The sequence below is a fragment of the Leifsonella bigeumensis genome, assembly GCF_039537265.1.
Lineage (GTDB): Bacteria > Actinomycetota > Actinomycetes > Actinomycetales > Microbacteriaceae > Terrimesophilobacter > Terrimesophilobacter bigeumensis.
Genome location: NZ_BAABAE010000003.1, coordinates 1,270,547 through 1,287,521, shown reverse-complemented (window position 1 = coordinate 1,287,521; position 16,975 = coordinate 1,270,547). Strand labels below are relative to the sequence as shown.

Here is a 16,975-nt window from a genome sequence, read left to right as displayed (position 1 = left end):
GCCAGCTTTCTCGGTCATAATGCAAGGGAAACTTCATACGTCACGAATCCAGCCGCAGGTCGATGGGGAAGTCGCACCTGACGGAATGGAGAACAACGTGACTGCTGCACCAGCGCGCGGAGTGCTGTACGTCCACTCCTCGCCCAAGGCCCTGTGCCCCCACGTCGAGTGGGCGGCCGGTGGCGCGCTCGATCGCGCCGTCAACTTCAACTGGGACGTCCAGCCCGTGCTCAAGGGCGCCATGCGCGCGGAGTACTACTGGGAGGGCACCCAGGGGACCGGAGCGCGCCTGGCATCCGCCCTGCGCGGCTGGGAGCACCTGCGCTTCGAAGTGACCGAGGATGCCACCCCCGGCGCGGATGGCGGCCGCTGGCTGCACACGCCCGACCTCGGCATCTTCTACGCCCAGACCGACACCGCGGGCAACATCGTGATCCCGGAAGATCGCGTGCGCTACGCCATGGAGGTGGCCGGATCCGACGCCTTCGAACTGCACCGCGAACTCCGGCTCGCCCTCGGCCAGGCCTGGGATGACGAGCTCGAGGTCTTCCGCCACGCGAGCGACGACAACCAGGTGGTGTGGCTACACAAGGTCGGCTGAGACCCGATACCCCAGGTGCACGAAGCCGCTCGCGAAGCGTTGCTCGTCGACGAGCTCCAACCTTTGGGTGATCCCCTCGGGCAGCGCGGGCTTCCCGCCGCCGACGAGGATGGGCGCGATCAGCAGGTGCACATCATCGACGAGGCCGGCTCGGAGGGCGAGCCCGGCGAGTTCGGCACCGCCGATCGACAGGTCGGCATCCGCTTCGTCTTTCCAGCGCCGGACAAGCTCCGGATCGAAGTCCCTCTCGAGGCGTGTGCGCTCGCTCGAGACCGCCTCGAGGCTCCGCGAGAACACGACCTTGTCGGTGGCCCGCCAGATCCGGCCGAACTCGAGTACGAAATCCGGCCCTCCGGCGACGTTGTCCGGGTCCTCCCAGAACACCATCGTCTCGTAGAGCCGCCGCCCGTAGAGGCAGAGCCCCACGGATCGCTCGAGGTCGTTGGCGAAGCGGTGCACCTCCTCGTCGGGCTCGGCCCAGTCGAAGGAGCCCGCGGCATCTTCGATGTAGCCGTCGAGCGAGCAGATCGCGGTGTAGCTCAGCCGTGCCATCGCGACACTCTACTCCGCCCGGTCGCGAGAGTTACACGCTCCGGAACGCCACCACAGCGTTGTGGCCACCGAACCCGAACGAGTTGCTGATCGCCAGCTGAGGCCCGTCGCCGAGCGGCAGCGGCGCGGTCACCACGTTGAGCGGGATGGCCGGATCCTGGTCGTCCAGGTTGATCGTCGGCGGCGCGATGCGCTCGTGCACGGCGAGGATCGTGAAGATCGCCTCGAGCGTGCCGGTCCCACCGAGCAGGTGACCGGTCGCGGCCTTCGTCGCCGACACCGGGATGTCGTGCAGCCGGTCGCCGAAGATGCGCAGCAGAGCGTGATACTCGGCGATGTCGCCCACCGGCGTGCTCGTCGCGTGCGCGTTGATGTGGGTGACGTCCTCCAGCGTGCCACCGGCATGCTCGACCGCGGAACGCATGGCGCGCGCCGCAGCGTTGCCATCCGGGTCTGGCGCAGTGATGTGGTACGCGTCGCTCGTCACAGAGCCGCCGGCCAGTTCGGCGTAGATCCGGGCGCCGCGCGCGAGCGCGTGCTCCTCGGTCTCGAGCACGATCGAACCGGCGCCCTCGCCGAGCACGAAGCCATCGCGGTTGAGGTCGTAGGGGCGCGAGGCGGCAGTGGGGTCGTCGTTGCGCTTGGAGAGTGCCTGCATGGCGGCGAAGGCCGCGATCGGCAGCGGATGGATGGCGGCCTCCGACCCTCCCGCGATGATGATGTCGGCCAGCCCCGCCTGCAGGTGGTCGTAGGCGTTCGTGATCGACTCGGTTCCGGATGCGCAGGCCGAGACGACCGTGCGGGCCCCGCCGCGCGCGGCGAGGTCCATGCTGATCGCCGCGGCCGGGCCGTTCGGCATGAGCATGGGGACGGTCATCGGCAGTACGCGGCGCGGGCCGCGCTCGCGCAGGGCCTCCCAGGCGTCGACGAGGGTCCAGATCCCGCCGATCCCGGTCGCGTAGTCGACGGCGATGCGCAGCGGGTCGATGTCGGGGGAGCCGGCATCCGCCCAGGCTTCGCGAGCGGAGATGAGCGCATGCTGACTCGAAGGGTCGAGTCGCTTCGTCTCGACGCGTTCGAGCACGTCGGACGGCGCCACCTTCGCCTGCGCGGCGAAGGTCACCGGGAGTTCGTACCGCTCGACCCAGTCGGCCTCGATCGTGCTCACGCCGGACTCACCGGCGAGAAGGGCGTTCCAGGAGTCGCGTGCCGTGCCGCCCAGCGGCGAACTCGCGCCGATCCCGGTGACGACAATCTTCTTGGGTGACATCACGCCATCTCTCTATCGATCACATGGCGAGCGCGGCCGGTCCGAGCGACTCCCGGGCGGCCGCGCACGCGAAAAAACTAGTTCTGCGCGTTGACGATGAAGCCGACGGCGTCGCCGACGGTCTTCAGGTTCTTGACCTCGTCATCCGGGATCTTGACGTCGAACTTCTCCTCGGCGTTGACCACAATGGTCATCATCGAGATCGAGTCGATGTCGAGATCATCGGTGAACGACTTGTCCAGCTCGACCGTGTCAGCCGCGATGCCGGTTTCGTCGTTGATGAGCTCGGCGAGGCCGGCCAGAACTTCTTCGGTGGACAATGCCATTGTGGTTTCTCCTTGGGGTATGTGACCGGGGACAAGTTTAGGGCAGGACGACGACCTGTGCCCCATAGACGAGGCCGGCTCCGAATCCGATCTGCAGGGCGAGGCCGCCGCTGAGCTCCGGATGCTCCTGCAGCAGCCGGTGGGTCGCGAGTGGGATCGAGGCTGCCGAGGTGTTGCCGGTCGTGGCGATGTCGCGGGCGACGACGACGGATTCCGGCAGTTTCAGCTGCTTGGCGAACTCGTCGATGATGCGCATGTTGGCCTGATGAGGGATGAACGCGGCGAGGTCGTCGGCGGTGATTCCGGCATCCGCGAGAGCCTGCTTGGCGACCTTGGCCATGTCCCAGACGGCCCAGCGGAACACGGTCTGACCTTCCTGGCGCAGTGTCGGCCAGTTGGCGTCCCCCTCGCGGTAGTCGATGAGTGTCGCGTTCATTCCGACCGCCGCGGCTTTCGAGCCGTCGGAGCCCCACACTGCGGGGGAGATGCCGGGGAAGTCGCTCGGGCCGACGACAACGGCACCCGCGCCGTCACCGAGGAGGAACGAGATCGAGCGGTCGGTTGGGTCGACGACGTCGGAGAGCTTCTCCGCGCCGATCACGAGGGCGTAGTGTGCTGCGCCCGACCGGATGAGCGCATCCGCCTGCGTGAGCGCATAGGAGTAGCCGGCGCAGGCCGCGTTGGCGTCGTACGCGGCGGCCGGGTTCGCGCCGACCCGGTCGGCGACGACCGCCGCCATCGACGGCGTCTGCTGCACGTTGCTGATGGTCGCGATGATGACGAGATCGATGTCGGCGGGGTCGACCCCGGAGGCCTCGATGGCCTCCTTCGCCGCCTCGGTCGCGAGGTCGACCGCGAGGATGCCGACCGAGGCGCGCGTGCGCGTCACGATCCCGGTGCGCTGCTGGATCCACTCGTCGCTCGAGTCGATCGGTCCGATGAGCTCGTCGTTCGGGACGACCCGGTCGCCGCGCGACGCGCCGAAACCATAGAGGCGGGTGTACTTCGCTCCGGTGGACTGCTTGAGTTTGGGGGTTGTCATGCGTCGGTCTCAATCATCTCGATGGCGGCGTGGATATCGTCCGGGGTCTTGACGGCGATGCTCGGAACGCCCTTGAGCCCGCGCTTGGCGAGGCCGACCAGGGCACCGGCCGGGGCGACCTCGATGATGCCGGTCACGCCCGCTGCGGCGAAGGACTCCATGCAGCGGTCCCAGCGTACCGGGGAGGAGACCTGCCCGACGAGCAGGTCGAGGAACTCGCGGCCGCCCGAGATGCGATGCCCGTCGCGGTTGCTCCAGATCTGCAGGTTCGGGTCCGTCGCGACGATGCCGGATGCTGCCGACTCCAAGCGCTCGACTGCCGGAGCCATGTAGCGCGTATGGAATGCGCCCGCGACCTGCAGCGGGATGACGCGCGAGCCGACTGGGGGAGTCTCCTTGAGTTTCTCGAGAGAGTCGAGGGCGCCCGCGACGACGAGCTGGCCGCCACCATTGAAGTTGGCCGGCTCCAGGCCGAGGTCGTGGAGGAGTTCGAGCAGCTGGGGCTCGTCGGCGCCGATGACCGCGCTCATGCCGGTGGGCGTGCGGGCTGCGGCATCCGCCATGGCGCGGCCGCGTTCCGCGACGAGTGTCATGGCATCCGTCGGGGAGAGGATGCCGGCCCCTGCAGCGGCGGTGAACTCGCCGACAGAGTGCCCGGCGATGCCGCCCACGAGGTTGCGGCGGCCGCCCAGGAGGACGGAGAGCGTGAGCAGTCCGGCGGCGACGATAAGCGGCTGCGCGACGGCTGTGTCGCGAATCGTGTCCGCGTCGGAGACCGTGCCATGGGCCGTGAGGTCGATGCCAGCGGCATCCGAGTACTCGGCGAGGCGATCGTCGAGTCCGGGAACCTCGAGCCAGGGGGCGAGGAATCCGGGGGTCTGCGAGCCCTGTCCTGGGCAGACGATGACGATCACTTCTCTAGTCTTCCAACCCTCAGCGGCTTTGTACTGTGACAACTCCACCAACAATAACCAGATCCCTTGTACCGGTCCCACTCTCCCGGGGGGATTCGGGCGTGAACTTGTACCCTTTCCCTAAGCCGAGGGGTGCGTCGTCAACCTGAGACCAGGTGTGAGACGTCGAACAGTGACACCTCTCCTGGGGAAGGGCGAACAATGAAGATTCATGCACTCGTCGGCGCCGCTGCGATCGCAGTACTCCTCGCCGGATGCACCGGTGGCCCGAACGACGACGGCCCCGTTACGGGTAACACGGGCGACGGTGATACCGGTGACAGCGGCACCGGGACATCGGCCGACGACTGCGGCGGTCTCACGACGGAGGCGCTCGAGGCTGTCTTCGGTGTCAGCCTCGACGGCCCGGAGACCGAGCGCGGAAACAACGACCAGAACGGCGTGACCTGGACGGACAACGGATGCGACTGGGAGAACGACGCCGCGGATCTTGAACTCGACCTCGACATCTCAGTGGCGAGTGACTTCCCCGACGGCAAGCTCGGCTGTGTCGACCTCGGCGGCATCGGCGACATCGCCCCTGTCGACGGGATCGGGACGCAGGCCTGGTGGGAGTTCGGGGACATCAACGAGGCGGAGGGCACGCTTCGCGTGTGCACCGCGGATGCCCTCATCGACTTCGAGGTGGATGCGGAGTCCGGCTCCTGGTCGAGCGACGAGCTCCGGGATGCGGCCCTGGAGGTCATCCGCCCGATCGTCGAAGGATAGGGGCGCGGCGGCTCGGGTTTCGGCGGGCGATGGCCCGCAGAACGCGCTTCGTCAGCGGCGCCGGGTCGTGCCGTCGGGTTCGGCGATCGAGCCGATGATGAGCGCTGACTGCAGGATGAGCGACTCGCGGGCGCCCGTCGCGTCGTAGCCGATGACATCCGAGACCCGCTTGAGGCGGTAACGGACGGTGTTCGGGTGCACGAAGAGTTCCCGCGCGGTCGCCTCGAGCGAGCGGCCGTTGTCGAGGTAGGCCCACAGGGTCATGAGCAATTCGATCGAGTGCCCTTGAAGCGGCCGATAGATGCGGTTGATGAGGGTGGAGCGCGCGAGCGGGTCGCCGGCGAGGGCGCGCTCCGGCAGAAGGTCGTCGGCGAGCGTCGGGCGGGGGGCATTGCGCCAGGAGCGGGCGACCGCGAATCCGGCGAGGGCCGCCTTGGCACTGCGATTCGCGTCGACGAGAGCCGCAACCTCGTGGCCGAGCACGAGATGGCCGTCGCCGAACCCGGGTTCGAGCGCTTTGGCGATCTCGAGGAAGGCGAGCGGCGGCTCGGAGTGGTCGTCCTCGCCGGTCGGGGCGGGCAGCGCTCGTCCGATCACGAGCACGAGGCGGGAGCCCTGCACCCCGATGAGCACGTCGGCGTCGAGGTGGCGGGCGGTGCGCCGCAGCATGTCGACATCCAGTTGCTTGGGAGCCGTGCCCACGAGCACGGAGACCTCGCCATGTCCGTGCCAGCCGAGCGCGGCGATGCGGCTCGGCAGCTCGTCGTCGTACTCCCCGCTCAGGATGCTGTCGACGACGAGCGCTTCGAGCCTCGCGTCCCAGAGACCGCGGGCCTCGGCGGCGCGCGCGTAGACATCCGCCGCGCCGAACGCGATCTCGCGGGAGTACAGCAGGATGGCCTCGCGCAGCGACTCGTCTCGGCCCTTCACGCGGTCCTCGACGACCTCGACGGTCACTTTGATGAGCTGGAGGGTCTGGGTGAGGCTCACCGAGCGCAGGAGTTCACGGGGCGCCACCCCGAACACGTCGGCGGCGATCCACGGCGTCGAGGCCGGGTCGTCGTACCACTGGATGAACGAGGAGATTCCCGCCTGGGCGACCATCCCGACCGCCGAGCGCCGGCCGGGCGGCATCTCGCGGTACCAGGGGAGTGTGTCCTCGAGCCGTTTGAGGGTCGCGGTCGCGAACTCGCCGGAGACGGTCTTCAGCCAGGCGAGGGTCTGCGCCTTCGTCTTCTGCGTCGGCGCGGCCGGTGTGGCCGGGGTCATCCTCGTGTGCCGTTCAAGCCCGCCCGCTCCGTCCTCTGCCGGTCAGCTCTCGCCGCCGGCGGAACCGGTCGTTCCCGCGGTCACGTCGTGCAGCCGGTAGCGGTCGATGGCCTGCTGGGCGAGCGCCGGGTCGAGCCGCCCCTGCCGCGCGAGCGCCTCGAGCGTGCGCACGACGACGGATGGCCCGTCGATCTTGAAGTGCCGACGGGCGGCGGCGCGCGTGTCCGAGAACCCGTAGTCGTCGGCGCCGAGCGTCGCGAAGTCGCCGGGGACGTAGCGGCGGATCTGGTCCGGCACGGCATGCATGTAGTCGCTCACCGCCACGAACGGTCCCTCGGCTCCGGTGAGCTTCTGGGTGAGGAACGGCATCCGGCCGCCCTCGTTCGGGTGCAGGAAGTTCCACTCGTCCGCCTCGAGGCCTTCGCGGCGCAGCTCGGTCCAGGAGGTGACCGACCAGACGTCGGCGGCCACGCCCCAGTCGCGGGCGAGCAGTTCCTGCGCCTCGAGGATCCACGGCACGGCGACGCCGGAGGCGAGCAGTTGCGCCCGCGGGCCGCCGGCATCCGAACGCTTGAGCAGGTAGATGCCCTTCAGCAGTCCCTCGAGGTCGAGGTTCTCCGGCTCGGCCGGCTGAACGAGCGGCTCGTTGTAGATCGTGATGTAGTACATGACGTCGGGGTGCGGATGCTGCCCGCCGTACATGCGCTCGAGCCCGGCCTTCACGATGTGGCCGAGCTCGTAGCCGTACGCGGGGTCGTAGGAGACGACCGAGGGGTTCGTGGAGGCCAGCAGGTGGGAGTGGCCGTCGGCGTGCTGGAGGCCTTCTCCGGTGAGCGTCGTGCGCCCCGCGGTCGCACCCATGATGAAACCGCGAGCCATCTGGTCGCCGGCCGCCCACATCCCGTCGCCCGTGCGCTGGAATCCGAACATCGAGTAGAAGACGTAGACGGGGATGAGCGGCTCGCCGTGCGTCGCGTAGGAGGTGCCGGTCGCGGTGAACGCCGAGAACGCTCCGGCCTCGTTGATGCCGACGTGCAGGATCTGGCCCTGCTCGCTCTCCTTGTAGGCGAGCAGCAGGTCGCGGTCGACGGAGGTGTAGTGCATCCCGTTCGGGTTGTAGATCTTCGCGGTCGGGAAATAGGCGTCCATGCCGAAGGTGCGGGCCTCATCCGGGATGATCGGCACGATGCGGTGGCCGAAGTCCTTGGACTTGAGGAGGTCCTTGAGCAGGCGGGCGAACGCCATCGTGGTGGCGACCTCCTGCTTGCCCGAGCCGCGTCGGGCAACCTCGTAGGCGCTGTCGTCGGGGAGGGCCAGCTGCGTGTAGCGGCTGCGGCGCTCCGGCACGAAGCCGCCGAGCGCGCGGCGACGCTCGAGAAGGTACTGGATGGCCGGGTCGTTCTCTCCGGGGTGGTAGAACGGCGGCAGGTAGGGGTTCTCCTCGAGCACGGCATCCGTGATCGGGATCTGCATCGCGTCGCGGAAGTCCTTGAGGTTGTCGAGGGTGAGCTTCTTCATCTGGTGGGTCGCGTTGCGGCCCTCGAACGACGGCCCGAGCCCATAGCCCTTGATGGTCTTGGCGAGGATGACGGTCGGCTGGCCCTTGTGCTCCGTCGCCGACTTGAAGGCGGCGTAGACCTTGCGGTAGTCGTGGCCACCGCGCTTGAGCTTCCAGAGCTGGTCGTCGGTGTAGTCCTTGACCATCTCGGCGACGCGCGGGTCGCGGCCGAAGAAGTGCTCGCGCACGTAGGCGCCGCTCTCGGCCTTGTACGTCTGGTAGTCGCCATCCGGCGTCTGGTTCATGAGGTTGACGAGCGCGCCCTCGGTGTCCTTGGCGAGCAGGTCGTCCCACTCCCGGCCCCAGATGACCTTGATGACATTCCAGCCGGCGCCGCGGAAGAAGCTCTCGAGTTCCTGGATGATCTTGCCGTTGCCGCGCACCGGGCCGTCGAGGCGCTGCAGGTTGCAGTTGATGACGAAGGTCAGGTTGTCGAGGTTGTGGTTGGCGGCCCACTGGAGCGCGCCGCGGCTCTCGACCTCATCCATCTCCCCGTCGCCGAGGAAGGCCCAGACGTGGCTGTCGGACAGGTCTTTGATGCCGCGATTGGTGAGGTAGCGGTTGGTTTCGGCCTGCCAGATGGCGTTGAGCGGTCCGAGGCCCATGGACACGGTCGGGAATTCCCAGAAGTCGGGCATGAGGTGCGGGTGTGGATACGAGCTCAGCCCGTTGGGTGCCTTCGACTTCTCCTGGCGGAACCCGTCCAGCTGCGCCTCATTGATGCGGCCCTCGAGGAAGGCTCGCGCGTACATCCCGGGGGAGGCGTGGCCCTGGTAGAAGATCTGGTCGGCGCCGCCCGGGTTGTCGTGGCCGTGGAAGAAGTGGTTGTGGCCCACCTCGTACAGTGCGGCAGAGGATGCGTAGGTGGAGATGTGCCCGCCGACGGCGATGCCGGGGCGCTGGGCGCGGTGCACGGTGATGGCGGCGTTCCAGCGCAGCCAGGCGCGGTACTTGCGCTCGATCTCCTCGTCGCCGGGGAACTCGGGCTCGTTCTCGGGGAGAATCGTGTTGATGTAGTCGGTCGTCGGAACCATGGGTACGCCGAGCTGCAGTTCCTTGGAGCGCTTGAGCAGGCTCAGCATGATGTCGCGGGCGCGCTCCCGGCCGTGGGCTGCGACGATCGCGTCGAGCGATTCCCGCCACTCTGCGGTCTCCTCAGGGTCGGAGTCGATGTGGTTCATCGAGTAGGGATCCTGGTCGTTGACAGTCACGGTTGACCTCGCATGGTTCGTGTTCGACGCGGTGTTCGCGTCGATCTCTGTGGCCAGCGCGCCGCTACGGACGGGTTTCGACCTGAGGGGCACGGATGCTGGAGCACGCCAATTCTAGTGAGTCCAGCTTGTCAGACTTTGCCCGGGTGCGAGTGCCGTACGAGGACGAACCGATACCATGGGTAGTCGTCCCCGCAGTCGCGGGCACGGGCCTTTAGCTCAGCTGGTAGAGCGCCACGTTTACACCGTGGATGTCGTCGGTTCGATCCCGGCAGGGCCCACCATTCGACGGGGCGCGATGCTGAGGAGGATCGCTCCGACCAGGCAGAGCTGGCCGACGAGCGCGTAGAGGTACCCGAATCCGGAGATGCCGCCGCGGTAGGGCGGCAGAGTGTCGGCGATGCTCATGCCGAGCGAGAAGCCGGCCCAGAACTGGAAGAACACGATCGCTGCGGCGAGGCCGAGGGCGATCGTGACCACGGTTCGCCGCGAGACACCTCGTCTGCGCCCCGCGATCGTCATGGCCACCGCGAAGGTCGCCGCCGCGGCGAACCAGAACACGACCCACAGCACGATGTGGGAGATACCCAGGATGCGATCCGGCGCACTCAGCCCCGCATAGATCTCGTCGAGGCGGAGCCCTTCGGTCTGGGCGAGCGGGCTCCAGACCAGGAGGTCGACCGCACCGAGTACAAGAAGGGCCGCGAGGGCGACCGTCGCTGCGGCAACCGTCGTGCCGACGTGCTTCGTGGATCGCAGAACAGGGAAGGCTGGAACGGGTGGAGCGGACGACGTGACGATCAGACCGCAGATACCGGCAGCGACGATGAAGGCAAAGGCGCCGCCCAGTAGCAAGGAGTCCCTCGCCTCGAGAATCACCCAGGCGACGACGCAGCCGATCGATGCAGTGACGAGGGCTGCGGTGACGACAGCCAGGGCGGATGCGCTCAAAGCTGCACGCCACAACTGGGCGATGCCGAGGAGGGTGAGCGCCGTGGCGACGGCTGCCGACGCGAACGACACCGCAACCAGCAGGGAAGGGCCACCGCCCAGGAAATAGCTTCCGAACCACAGGACCCCCGCTGCGGCGAGGAAGGCGACGCCCCACCGGGCGCGCAGGCGCACGGTGACACCGAGTGGCACCCCGGTGATCTCGGGGGCCGTTCTGCCCAGGGTCATGCTGAAGAGGAGGGCACCGAGTACGACACCGGAGGGTCGAACGCCTGCGTCAGGTGCTCCGGCGAGATCCGCGAGCCATTCCTCCCGGTACCGGTCGCGGACCGGTCCAGGAAGGGTGGCGGCTGCGAAGGACACTCCGACTCGTCCGAGGCGGCTCATGCGCTGCTCCCGAGCGGCTGCGTGCGGTGCGCGCCGCTAGCGGCGGCCTTTGCGGCAAAGGCCGTGACGGCCGCGCGGGCGGCCGTTGCACCGTCCGCTGTCAGTTCGTAGAGGCGCCGACGGGGGCCAGTGCGAGAGTCGTCGTTCTCCCAGGCAGACTCGACCCAGCCGGATCTCTCCAGACGCTCGAGGATCGGGTAGACCGAGCCCGGCGGTCGAGCACAGCGGCGCACGATCTCGAGGCCCCAGGTGCGCGAGCCGGCCTCATCGAGGAGGCTCATGAGGACGTCGACGGTGGCGGGCGTGATCCGCGTGAGAGGCTGCATGTTCTAACTCTAGCTATATAGAGATAGAATCGCTCATTGTCCGGCATTTCGGGAGTCGCCGGATGCCGCAGGGATACGGCATGCCGCAGCCCTGGAATCCTCTTCGCCCCGTAACATGTGGCCATGGTTGACCACGACAACCTCTCCGAGGGGGGTCTCGAACCGGATGGGGCGGATCCGGGTTCGAGCGGACCCATCGGCCCGCGGCGGTCCACTTATACGCCGCCGCCGGCATCCGATGATGAGGATGCGATCGTGAGCGATGACGATCTCGCCGACGTGCTCTTCGAGGATTTCGAGAAGGCGACGCACTCCGGCACGATCCATGTCATACCGGGTGTCGTCCCGGACAGTCTTCCCGGCGACGACGAGGTGCTCGAAGACACGATCGTTCCTGGCCCTCCGCCGGCGGATGCCGTGCTCGACAATCCGGAGGAGACGGCGCCGGATGCGCCAGTGAACCTCGCGGACGAGACGCCTGAGGCCGCCGTCGACGAGACCCCGGCCGAGATCTATCCCCTCGAAGACATCCTCGTCAACGACACTCCCCTCGAAGAGGCTCCCGCCGTGGTCTACGACCTCGACGAGACTCCCCTTGACGAGACTCCGATGGACGAGACTTCCCTCGACGAGACTCCGATTGACGAGGCGCCGATGGACGAGGCGCCCCTCGACGAGACTCCGGTTGACGAGGCCCCGGCCGTGGTCTATGACCTCGACGACTCTCCGGCTGAGCCCGATCTGCCGCAGCGACCTGTACGCCAATCGCTTCCGGTCGACGAACTCGCCCTGGTGTTCGAAGGACGGGACGCCCCGAGCACCCTCGACGCGATGGAGCAACTCGAGGAGCAACTCAGGCTCCGGGAGCAGGACGCGCGCGAGTTCGCCGAATGGCAGGCATCAGCGGAAGCTTCGGGCTCTGCAGGTGCGATGGCCGAGATCGAGAATGCTCGCTCGGAGTTCCAGGACGTTCTCTCGCCTGTGGCCGCCGAGCCGTCGGCACCGCTACCCCCGGCGCCGACGCACACCTTCCGTGTGGACGAGGTGCTCGAGAGCGAGCTCAGCACCGCACCTCCGCCCATGACGGCGCCGATCTCGGACCTTCCGCCCCCACCGGGTCACGAACTGCTCCCGGCGAAACCGTCACCGGAGGCGGTCGCATTCGCACCGCCCGGTTTCGCACCGCCCGGTTCCGTGCAGCCCGATTCCACACCGGCGATTCCCGACCTCGTGGAACCGACGTCACCACCGGCGGCCGCATCCTTCGACTTCGACTCACTCCTGAACGGCGCGGCCGAGGGAACGGACGAAGCCATACCGTTCCGAGACGACGACGTGGGGGACACCGACCAGGCGCTCTCGGACCTCCTCGGACCCTTCCCGGTGACCTCCGAGGGCGTCGCGATCATCCCGGATGCCCCGATCACCCCGGTGGAGCCGATCGCGAGTTCCCGGATCCCCACGAGCGAGCACGTCATCCTCGACGATGTGCCGACCCCGCCACCGGCGTTCCGGGTCGAGGAGAGCTCCGTCGAACCTACGGCGTTCGATCAGCGCGTCGGCCGAGCTGCACGCATGTTCTGGCTGTGGTTCGCCGCGAACTCCTCGGTCGTGAGCCTTGCCTTCGGCGGCGCCGTCTTCGCACTCGGGATGAGCCTGCGCCAGGCGATCGTCGCGACCCTCGCCGGCATCGCCCTCTCGTTCCTCCCGCTCGGGCTCGGAACGCTCGCAGGCAAGTGGAGCGGGCAGCCCACCATGATCGTCTCGCGCGCGGCCTTCGGGCACCTCGGCAACATCCTGCCGGCGGTGCTCGCGCTCGTCGTTCGACTGTTCTGGGGTGCTGTGCTCCTGTGGTTCCTCGCGGCAGGGACGGCGCGCATCCTCGCCGGGGCCGAACTCGGCGGGGGGCTCAGCGAACCGCAGCTCACGATCATCGGGCTCGCCGCCGGGTTCCTGCTCGCCCTCGTGATCGCCTTCTTCGGCTACGGGCTGCTCGCACGATTCCAGCTCGTGGTCACCGTGATCTCGGCCATCCTCATCGTCGGGCTCATCGTCATCACCTGGCCGGCCGTGAGCATCTCGACCGCTCTCACGGTGGGCGACGGCCCCTGGATCCTCGTGGTCACCGGCGCCGTGCTCGTCTTCAGCTTCGTCGGGCTCGTCTGGGCGGTGAGCAGTGCCGACCTCGCCCGCTATCAGCGTCCTGGCGGCTCGGGCGCGGCATCCATGCTGTGGTCGACGTTCGGAGCGACGATCCCGGCTTTCGTGCTCATCGCCTATGGCGCGGTGCTCGCCGCCTCGAACCCGGATGTCGCAACCGGGCTCGTCGAGACCCCGCTCGACACGATCGCCCTGCTCATCCCCACCTGGTACCCGATCCCACTCATCGCCGCGCTCGCCCTGAGCCTGCTGTCGGGGGTCGTGATCTCCATCTACTCCGGCGGGTTCGCGCTGCAGGCGACGGGCGCGACCATGCGGCGGTCGGCATCCGTGGTCATCGTCGGCGTGGCCCTCGCCGGCGTCGCGATCCTCCTCGCCCTGTCGGTCGGCGACTTCACCCTGCTGCTGCGCGATGTCGCGACGAGTCTCGCCGTGCCGGTGGCAGCATGGGCGGGCATCTTCGCGGCCGAGATGATGATCCGCAACCGACGGTTCGATACGAAGTCACTCGTCACCCGCGGCGGCGTCTACTCCGACGTCAACTGGACCAACCTCACGGCCCTCGTCCTGGCCTCCGCGATCGGATTCGGTCTCACGACGGCGACCGTCGGCTGGCTCAGCTGGCAGGGCTACCTGTTCCCGCTCCTCGATGTTGCCGGGGCGAGCGATCTCGCCGCGAGCGACCTCGGCGTGCTCGTCGCGCTCGTGCTCGGTCTCCTCGTGCCGATCATCGGAGGAATCCCGGGCATCCGCCGCCAGGAGGAATCCGCGATCACGCGTACCAGGAACCCCGAGGACTGAACACCGCCTCGAACTACACTGGGTGGATGTCCGCAGCCTCCGCCGCCTCGCGCACCGTCGCCGACATCGTCGCGGCAGCGACCCGCCTCTGGCCTCTCGAGGGTGCCGAGCCGTGGGATGCGATCGGCCTGCTCGCGGGCGACCCGGATGCCGTGGTCGGCCACGTGCACCTCGCCGTCGACGCCGTCCCGGACACCGCCGATGAGGCCGTCGAGCTCGGCGCGGGCATGCTCCTCGTGCACCACCCCCTCCTGCTGCGCGGCGTCACAACGGTCGCCGAGGACCGCTTCAAGGGTGTCGTCGTCTCCCGCCTCATCCGCGGCGGCTGCGCGCTCTACGCCGCCCACACGAACGCGGATGTCGTGGAGACCGGCACCTCCGCCGTGCTCGCCGCCCGCCTCGGCCTTCTCGACGCGTCGCCCATCGTCGCGGCCACCGGTGCCGCGGCAGGCGGTATCGGCCGTGTCGGGCGCCTCGCGGCGCCGACCACGCTCGGCCGGCTAGCGCGCGCCGTCGCCGACCTGCTCCCTCCGACGGCCTCCGGCATCCGGGTAGCCGGCGACTACGACGCCCCGGTCGAGACGGTCGCGTTGTGCGGGGGAGCGGGCGACAGCTACCTCGAGGAGCCGGCGGTGCTCGCCGCCGACGTGTACCTGACGAGCGACCTGCGGCACCACCCGGCCTCGGCCTTCCGGGAGAACGCGAAACTCTCCGGAGGTCCGGCACTCATCGACGTGTCGCACTGGGCGAGTGAGTGGCTGTGGCTGGACACGGCGGCCGAGGAGCTTCGCGCGGCGCTGCCGGGTGTTACGGTGACGGTCAGTGAACTCCGCACCGACCCGTGGGATTTCGCGATCGTCCAGTGACCGGCGAACACCAGAGAAGCCAGAGAGAGTTGGTTCCCCCGCGATGGCGCTGAAAGCAAGCCCCGAGGATCAGGCGATCCTCCTCGAACTCCAGGCGATCGACACGAAGCTGCAGCAACTCGCACACCGGGCGAACTCGCTGCCCGAGCTCCAGACGATCGCCTCACTCAGTGCAGAGGCGGAGGAGGCGAGGCTCGCCGGCGTCAGCGACAGCGGTGCGCTCGAGGACGCGCGGCTCGAGCTCAAGCGGGTCGAGTCGGATGTCGAGGTCGTGGAGACGCGCATCAAACGCGACGTGGAGCGCCTCGAGGCGACCTCCTCTGTGAAGGATGTCGCGGGGCTCGAGACGGAACTCGCCTCCCTGCGCAAGAGGCAGTCCGATCTCGAGGACATCGAGCTCGCCGTCATGGAGCGCATCGAGGAGCTCGAGGCGGCGGCATCTGCGACGAAGGCCGGCCACGACGAGTTGCTCGTGCGCATCGCCGAGGCCGAGGCTGCTCGCGATGCGGCGCTCGCGACGATCGAGGGGGAGCGCGGACACGCGATCGCGAACCGTTCGATCATCGTCGGCAAGCTGCCGGAAGATCTTCTCGCCCTCTACGAACGGCAGCGCGAGCGTTACGGCACCGGGGCCTCGCTTCTGCAGGGCGGCGTGTCGAGCGCGAGCGGGGTGAAGCTCAACGAGAGCGACATGGCCGCCATTCGGGCTGCCGCTCCGGATGACGTGGTGCTGTGCCCGGACAGCAACGCGATCCTGGTTCGCACCTCCGAGTCGGGCATCTGATGGCACGGTTACTGCTCATCGAGGCGGACGGCGGGTCGCGGGGAAACCCCGGCCAGGCGGGGAGCGGTTCGATCGTGATCGACGCGGCATCCGGCGAGGTGCTCGCCGAGGTGGGCCGCTATCTCGGCGTCGTGTCGAACAATGTCGCGGAGTACACGGCGCTCATCGAGGGCGTACGGCACGCGCTCGCGATCGACCCGGATGCCGAATTGCACGTGCGCATGGACTCCAAGCTCGTCGTCGAGCAGATGTCGGGCCGCTGGAAGATCAAGCATCCCGACATGGCGGAGCTTGCGGCCATCGCGCGCCAGCTGCTCACCGGCACGCCGGTGAGCTTCGAGTGGATCCCCCGCGCGCAGAACTCCCGTGCCGACGCCGCCGCCAACCGCGCCATGGACCTCCGCGCCGACTTCGGCTAGCTCGGCGTCCTCACCCCGCGAGCGCCTCCCGAATACTCTCCACCGATCGGGTCAGCCGCGCAGCGATGACGTCCGGCCCCAGGCCGGTACCGACGTGGATGACGGCGATCGCCGCGGGGCGCCGTCCCCGGAGGCTCAGCGGCACCGACACGGACTGCACCGTCCGGATGACTTCGTCGTGGCTCGTGGCGTAACCCCGTTCCCGCACCTCCGCGACCTCGTCCCGGAGGCGGGCTGAGGCGCCATCCGGCCACTCTGCCGGGGTCAGGATCGACAGGATCGCCTTGCCCGGCGCGCCGAGGAGCACCGAATGCCGGGCACCCGGGCGCTGTACGACGGAGGCGATCGCGTGGCGCGGCTCGACGCTCGCGAGAGTGATGCACTCGTCCTGGTCGAGAACCACGAGGAAGCAGGTCATGCCCAGATCGCCGGCGATGGCGGTGAGTTCGGGGAGCGCCGCCGACTGGAGGTCGTGGGCGATGCCGGTGGCCAGCGCCGCCATGCGTGCCCCGAGGGAGACCTTCCCCGCCGCGTCCCGCTCCACGAGCCGGTGACTTTCGAGGGTGCGGAGGAGCCGGTAGGCGATCGAGCGGTGGAGGTCGAGTGAGCGCGCAAGCTCGTCGATCGTGAGCGGTTCGCGGGCGTCGGCGAGTATCTCGAGGATCCGGATACCACGGCTGAGCGTCTGCGAGACCGGTGCCTTGCTCGCATCGACCCGCTGGAATACGCTGGGCTCAGAAATCTTGCGTTCAATAGTAGACATGTGTGTT

General features: G+C 68.4%; 17 protein-coding genes and 1 tRNA gene. 9 read left to right on the top strand and 9 right to left on the bottom strand.

The window, feature by feature from the left end:
- Positions 1-97: 97 nt before the first annotated feature.
- Positions 98-601: a DUF3145 domain-containing protein gene (locus ABD678_RS11385; protein ID WP_344756710.1), complete on the top strand. Its 504-nt coding sequence runs from the start codon at positions 98-100 to the stop codon at positions 599-601.
- Here ABD678_RS11385 and ABD678_RS11380 read toward each other — a convergent pair.
- From ABD678_RS11380 to ABD678_RS11360, 5 genes are all read right to left on the bottom strand, one after another.
- Complete coding sequence (locus ABD678_RS11380; protein ID WP_344756708.1) at positions 584-1,153, bottom strand: dihydrofolate reductase family protein; 570 nt, start codon at positions 1,151-1,153, stop codon at positions 584-586. The genes ABD678_RS11385 and ABD678_RS11380 overlap by 18 nt on opposite strands.
- Positions 1,154-1,184: 31 nt before the next feature.
- Positions 1,185-2,423, bottom strand: a complete 1,239-nt coding sequence (locus ABD678_RS11375) for a beta-ketoacyl-[acyl-carrier-protein] synthase family protein (protein WP_344757181.1) — start codon at positions 2,421-2,423, stop codon at positions 1,185-1,187.
- A gap of 77 nt (positions 2,424-2,500) precedes the next feature.
- On the bottom strand, positions 2,501-2,749 hold the full coding sequence (locus ABD678_RS11370; protein WP_344756706.1) for an acyl carrier protein: 249 nt from the start codon (positions 2,747-2,749) through the stop codon (positions 2,501-2,503).
- Between the two features lie 37 nt (positions 2,750-2,786).
- The gene (locus ABD678_RS11365; protein ID WP_344756704.1) at positions 2,787-3,791 is read right to left on the bottom strand and encodes a beta-ketoacyl-ACP synthase III; all 1,005 of its coding nucleotides are present in this window, start codon (positions 3,789-3,791) and stop codon (positions 2,787-2,789) included.
- Positions 3,788-4,705 carry an ACP S-malonyltransferase gene (locus ABD678_RS11360; RefSeq protein WP_344756702.1) on the bottom strand — a complete coding sequence of 306 codons (918 nt, stop codon included), beginning with the start codon at positions 4,703-4,705 and terminating at the stop codon, positions 3,788-3,790. The genes ABD678_RS11365 and ABD678_RS11360 overlap by 4 nt, the downstream gene beginning before the upstream one ends.
- Positions 4,706-4,906: 201 nt before the next feature.
- Between ABD678_RS11360 and ABD678_RS11355 the strand changes: the two genes are divergently transcribed.
- Complete coding sequence (locus ABD678_RS11355; RefSeq protein ID WP_344756700.1) at positions 4,907-5,473, top strand: hypothetical protein; 567 nt, start codon at positions 4,907-4,909, stop codon at positions 5,471-5,473.
- 51 nt (positions 5,474-5,524) lie between these two features.
- On the opposite strand, the gene ABD678_RS11350 is transcribed toward ABD678_RS11355, so the two are convergent.
- Both ABD678_RS11350 and aceE read right to left on the bottom strand, forming a co-directional pair.
- On the bottom strand, positions 5,525-6,742 hold the full coding sequence (locus ABD678_RS11350) for a PucR family transcriptional regulator (RefSeq protein ID WP_344756698.1): 1,218 nt from the start codon (positions 6,740-6,742) through the stop codon (positions 5,525-5,527).
- A gap of 42 nt (positions 6,743-6,784) precedes the next feature.
- Positions 6,785-9,511 carry a pyruvate dehydrogenase (acetyl-transferring), homodimeric type gene (gene aceE, locus ABD678_RS11345; protein ID WP_344756696.1) on the bottom strand — a complete coding sequence of 909 codons (2,727 nt, stop codon included), beginning with the start codon at positions 9,509-9,511 and terminating at the stop codon, positions 6,785-6,787.
- A 208-nt stretch (positions 9,512-9,719) separates the two neighbouring features.
- Here aceE and ABD678_RS11340 point away from each other — a divergent pair.
- The 3 genes from ABD678_RS11340 to ABD678_RS11330 all read left to right on the top strand — a co-directional run bounded on the left by ABD678_RS11340 (position 9,720) and on the right by ABD678_RS11330 (position 10,571).
- Positions 9,720-9,795, top strand: a tRNA-Val gene (locus ABD678_RS11340).
- Positions 9,796-9,911: 116 nt separating this feature from the next.
- Positions 9,912-10,133: a hypothetical protein gene (locus ABD678_RS11335; RefSeq protein WP_344756694.1), complete on the top strand. Its 222-nt coding sequence runs from the start codon at positions 9,912-9,914 to the stop codon at positions 10,131-10,133.
- A 171-nt stretch (positions 10,134-10,304) separates the two neighbouring features.
- A complete protein-coding gene (locus tag ABD678_RS11330) occupies positions 10,305-10,571 on the top strand; it encodes a hypothetical protein (RefSeq protein WP_344756692.1) in 267 nt (88 codons plus the stop codon).
- A gap of 274 nt (positions 10,572-10,845) precedes the next feature.
- Here ABD678_RS11330 and ABD678_RS11325 read toward each other — a convergent pair whose 3' ends face one another.
- Positions 10,846-11,175, bottom strand: a complete 330-nt coding sequence (locus ABD678_RS11325; protein WP_344756690.1) for a PadR family transcriptional regulator — start codon at positions 11,173-11,175, stop codon at positions 10,846-10,848.
- Between the two features lie 123 nt (positions 11,176-11,298).
- Here ABD678_RS11325 and ABD678_RS11320 point away from each other — a divergent pair, with 123 nt between their 5' ends.
- Genes ABD678_RS11320 through ABD678_RS11305 form a run of 4 tightly spaced genes read left to right on the top strand, consistent with a single transcriptional unit; the run spans position 11,299 to position 16,205 of the window.
- Positions 11,299-14,136, top strand: a complete 2,838-nt coding sequence (locus tag ABD678_RS11320) for a purine-cytosine permease family protein (RefSeq protein ID WP_344756688.1) — start codon at positions 11,299-11,301, stop codon at positions 14,134-14,136.
- A 26-nt stretch (positions 14,137-14,162) separates the two neighbouring features.
- Positions 14,163-15,002, top strand: a complete 840-nt coding sequence (locus ABD678_RS11315) for a Nif3-like dinuclear metal center hexameric protein (protein WP_344756686.1) — start codon at positions 14,163-14,165, stop codon at positions 15,000-15,002.
- Between the two features lie 43 nt (positions 15,003-15,045).
- The gene (locus tag ABD678_RS11310) at positions 15,046-15,786 is read left to right on the top strand and encodes a zinc ribbon domain-containing protein (RefSeq protein ID WP_344756684.1); all 741 of its coding nucleotides are present in this window, start codon (positions 15,046-15,048) and stop codon (positions 15,784-15,786) included.
- Positions 15,786-16,205: a reverse transcriptase-like protein gene (locus ABD678_RS11305; protein ID WP_344756682.1), complete on the top strand. Its 420-nt coding sequence runs from the start codon at positions 15,786-15,788 to the stop codon at positions 16,203-16,205. The genes ABD678_RS11310 and ABD678_RS11305 overlap by 1 nt, the downstream gene beginning before the upstream one ends.
- A gap of 10 nt (positions 16,206-16,215) precedes the next feature.
- Here ABD678_RS11305 and ABD678_RS11300 read toward each other — a convergent pair whose 3' ends face one another.
- Positions 16,216-16,968, bottom strand: coding sequence for an IclR family transcriptional regulator (locus ABD678_RS11300; RefSeq protein WP_344756680.1), 753 nt, complete (start codon positions 16,966-16,968; stop codon positions 16,216-16,218).
- Positions 16,969-16,975 lie beyond the last annotated feature (7 nt).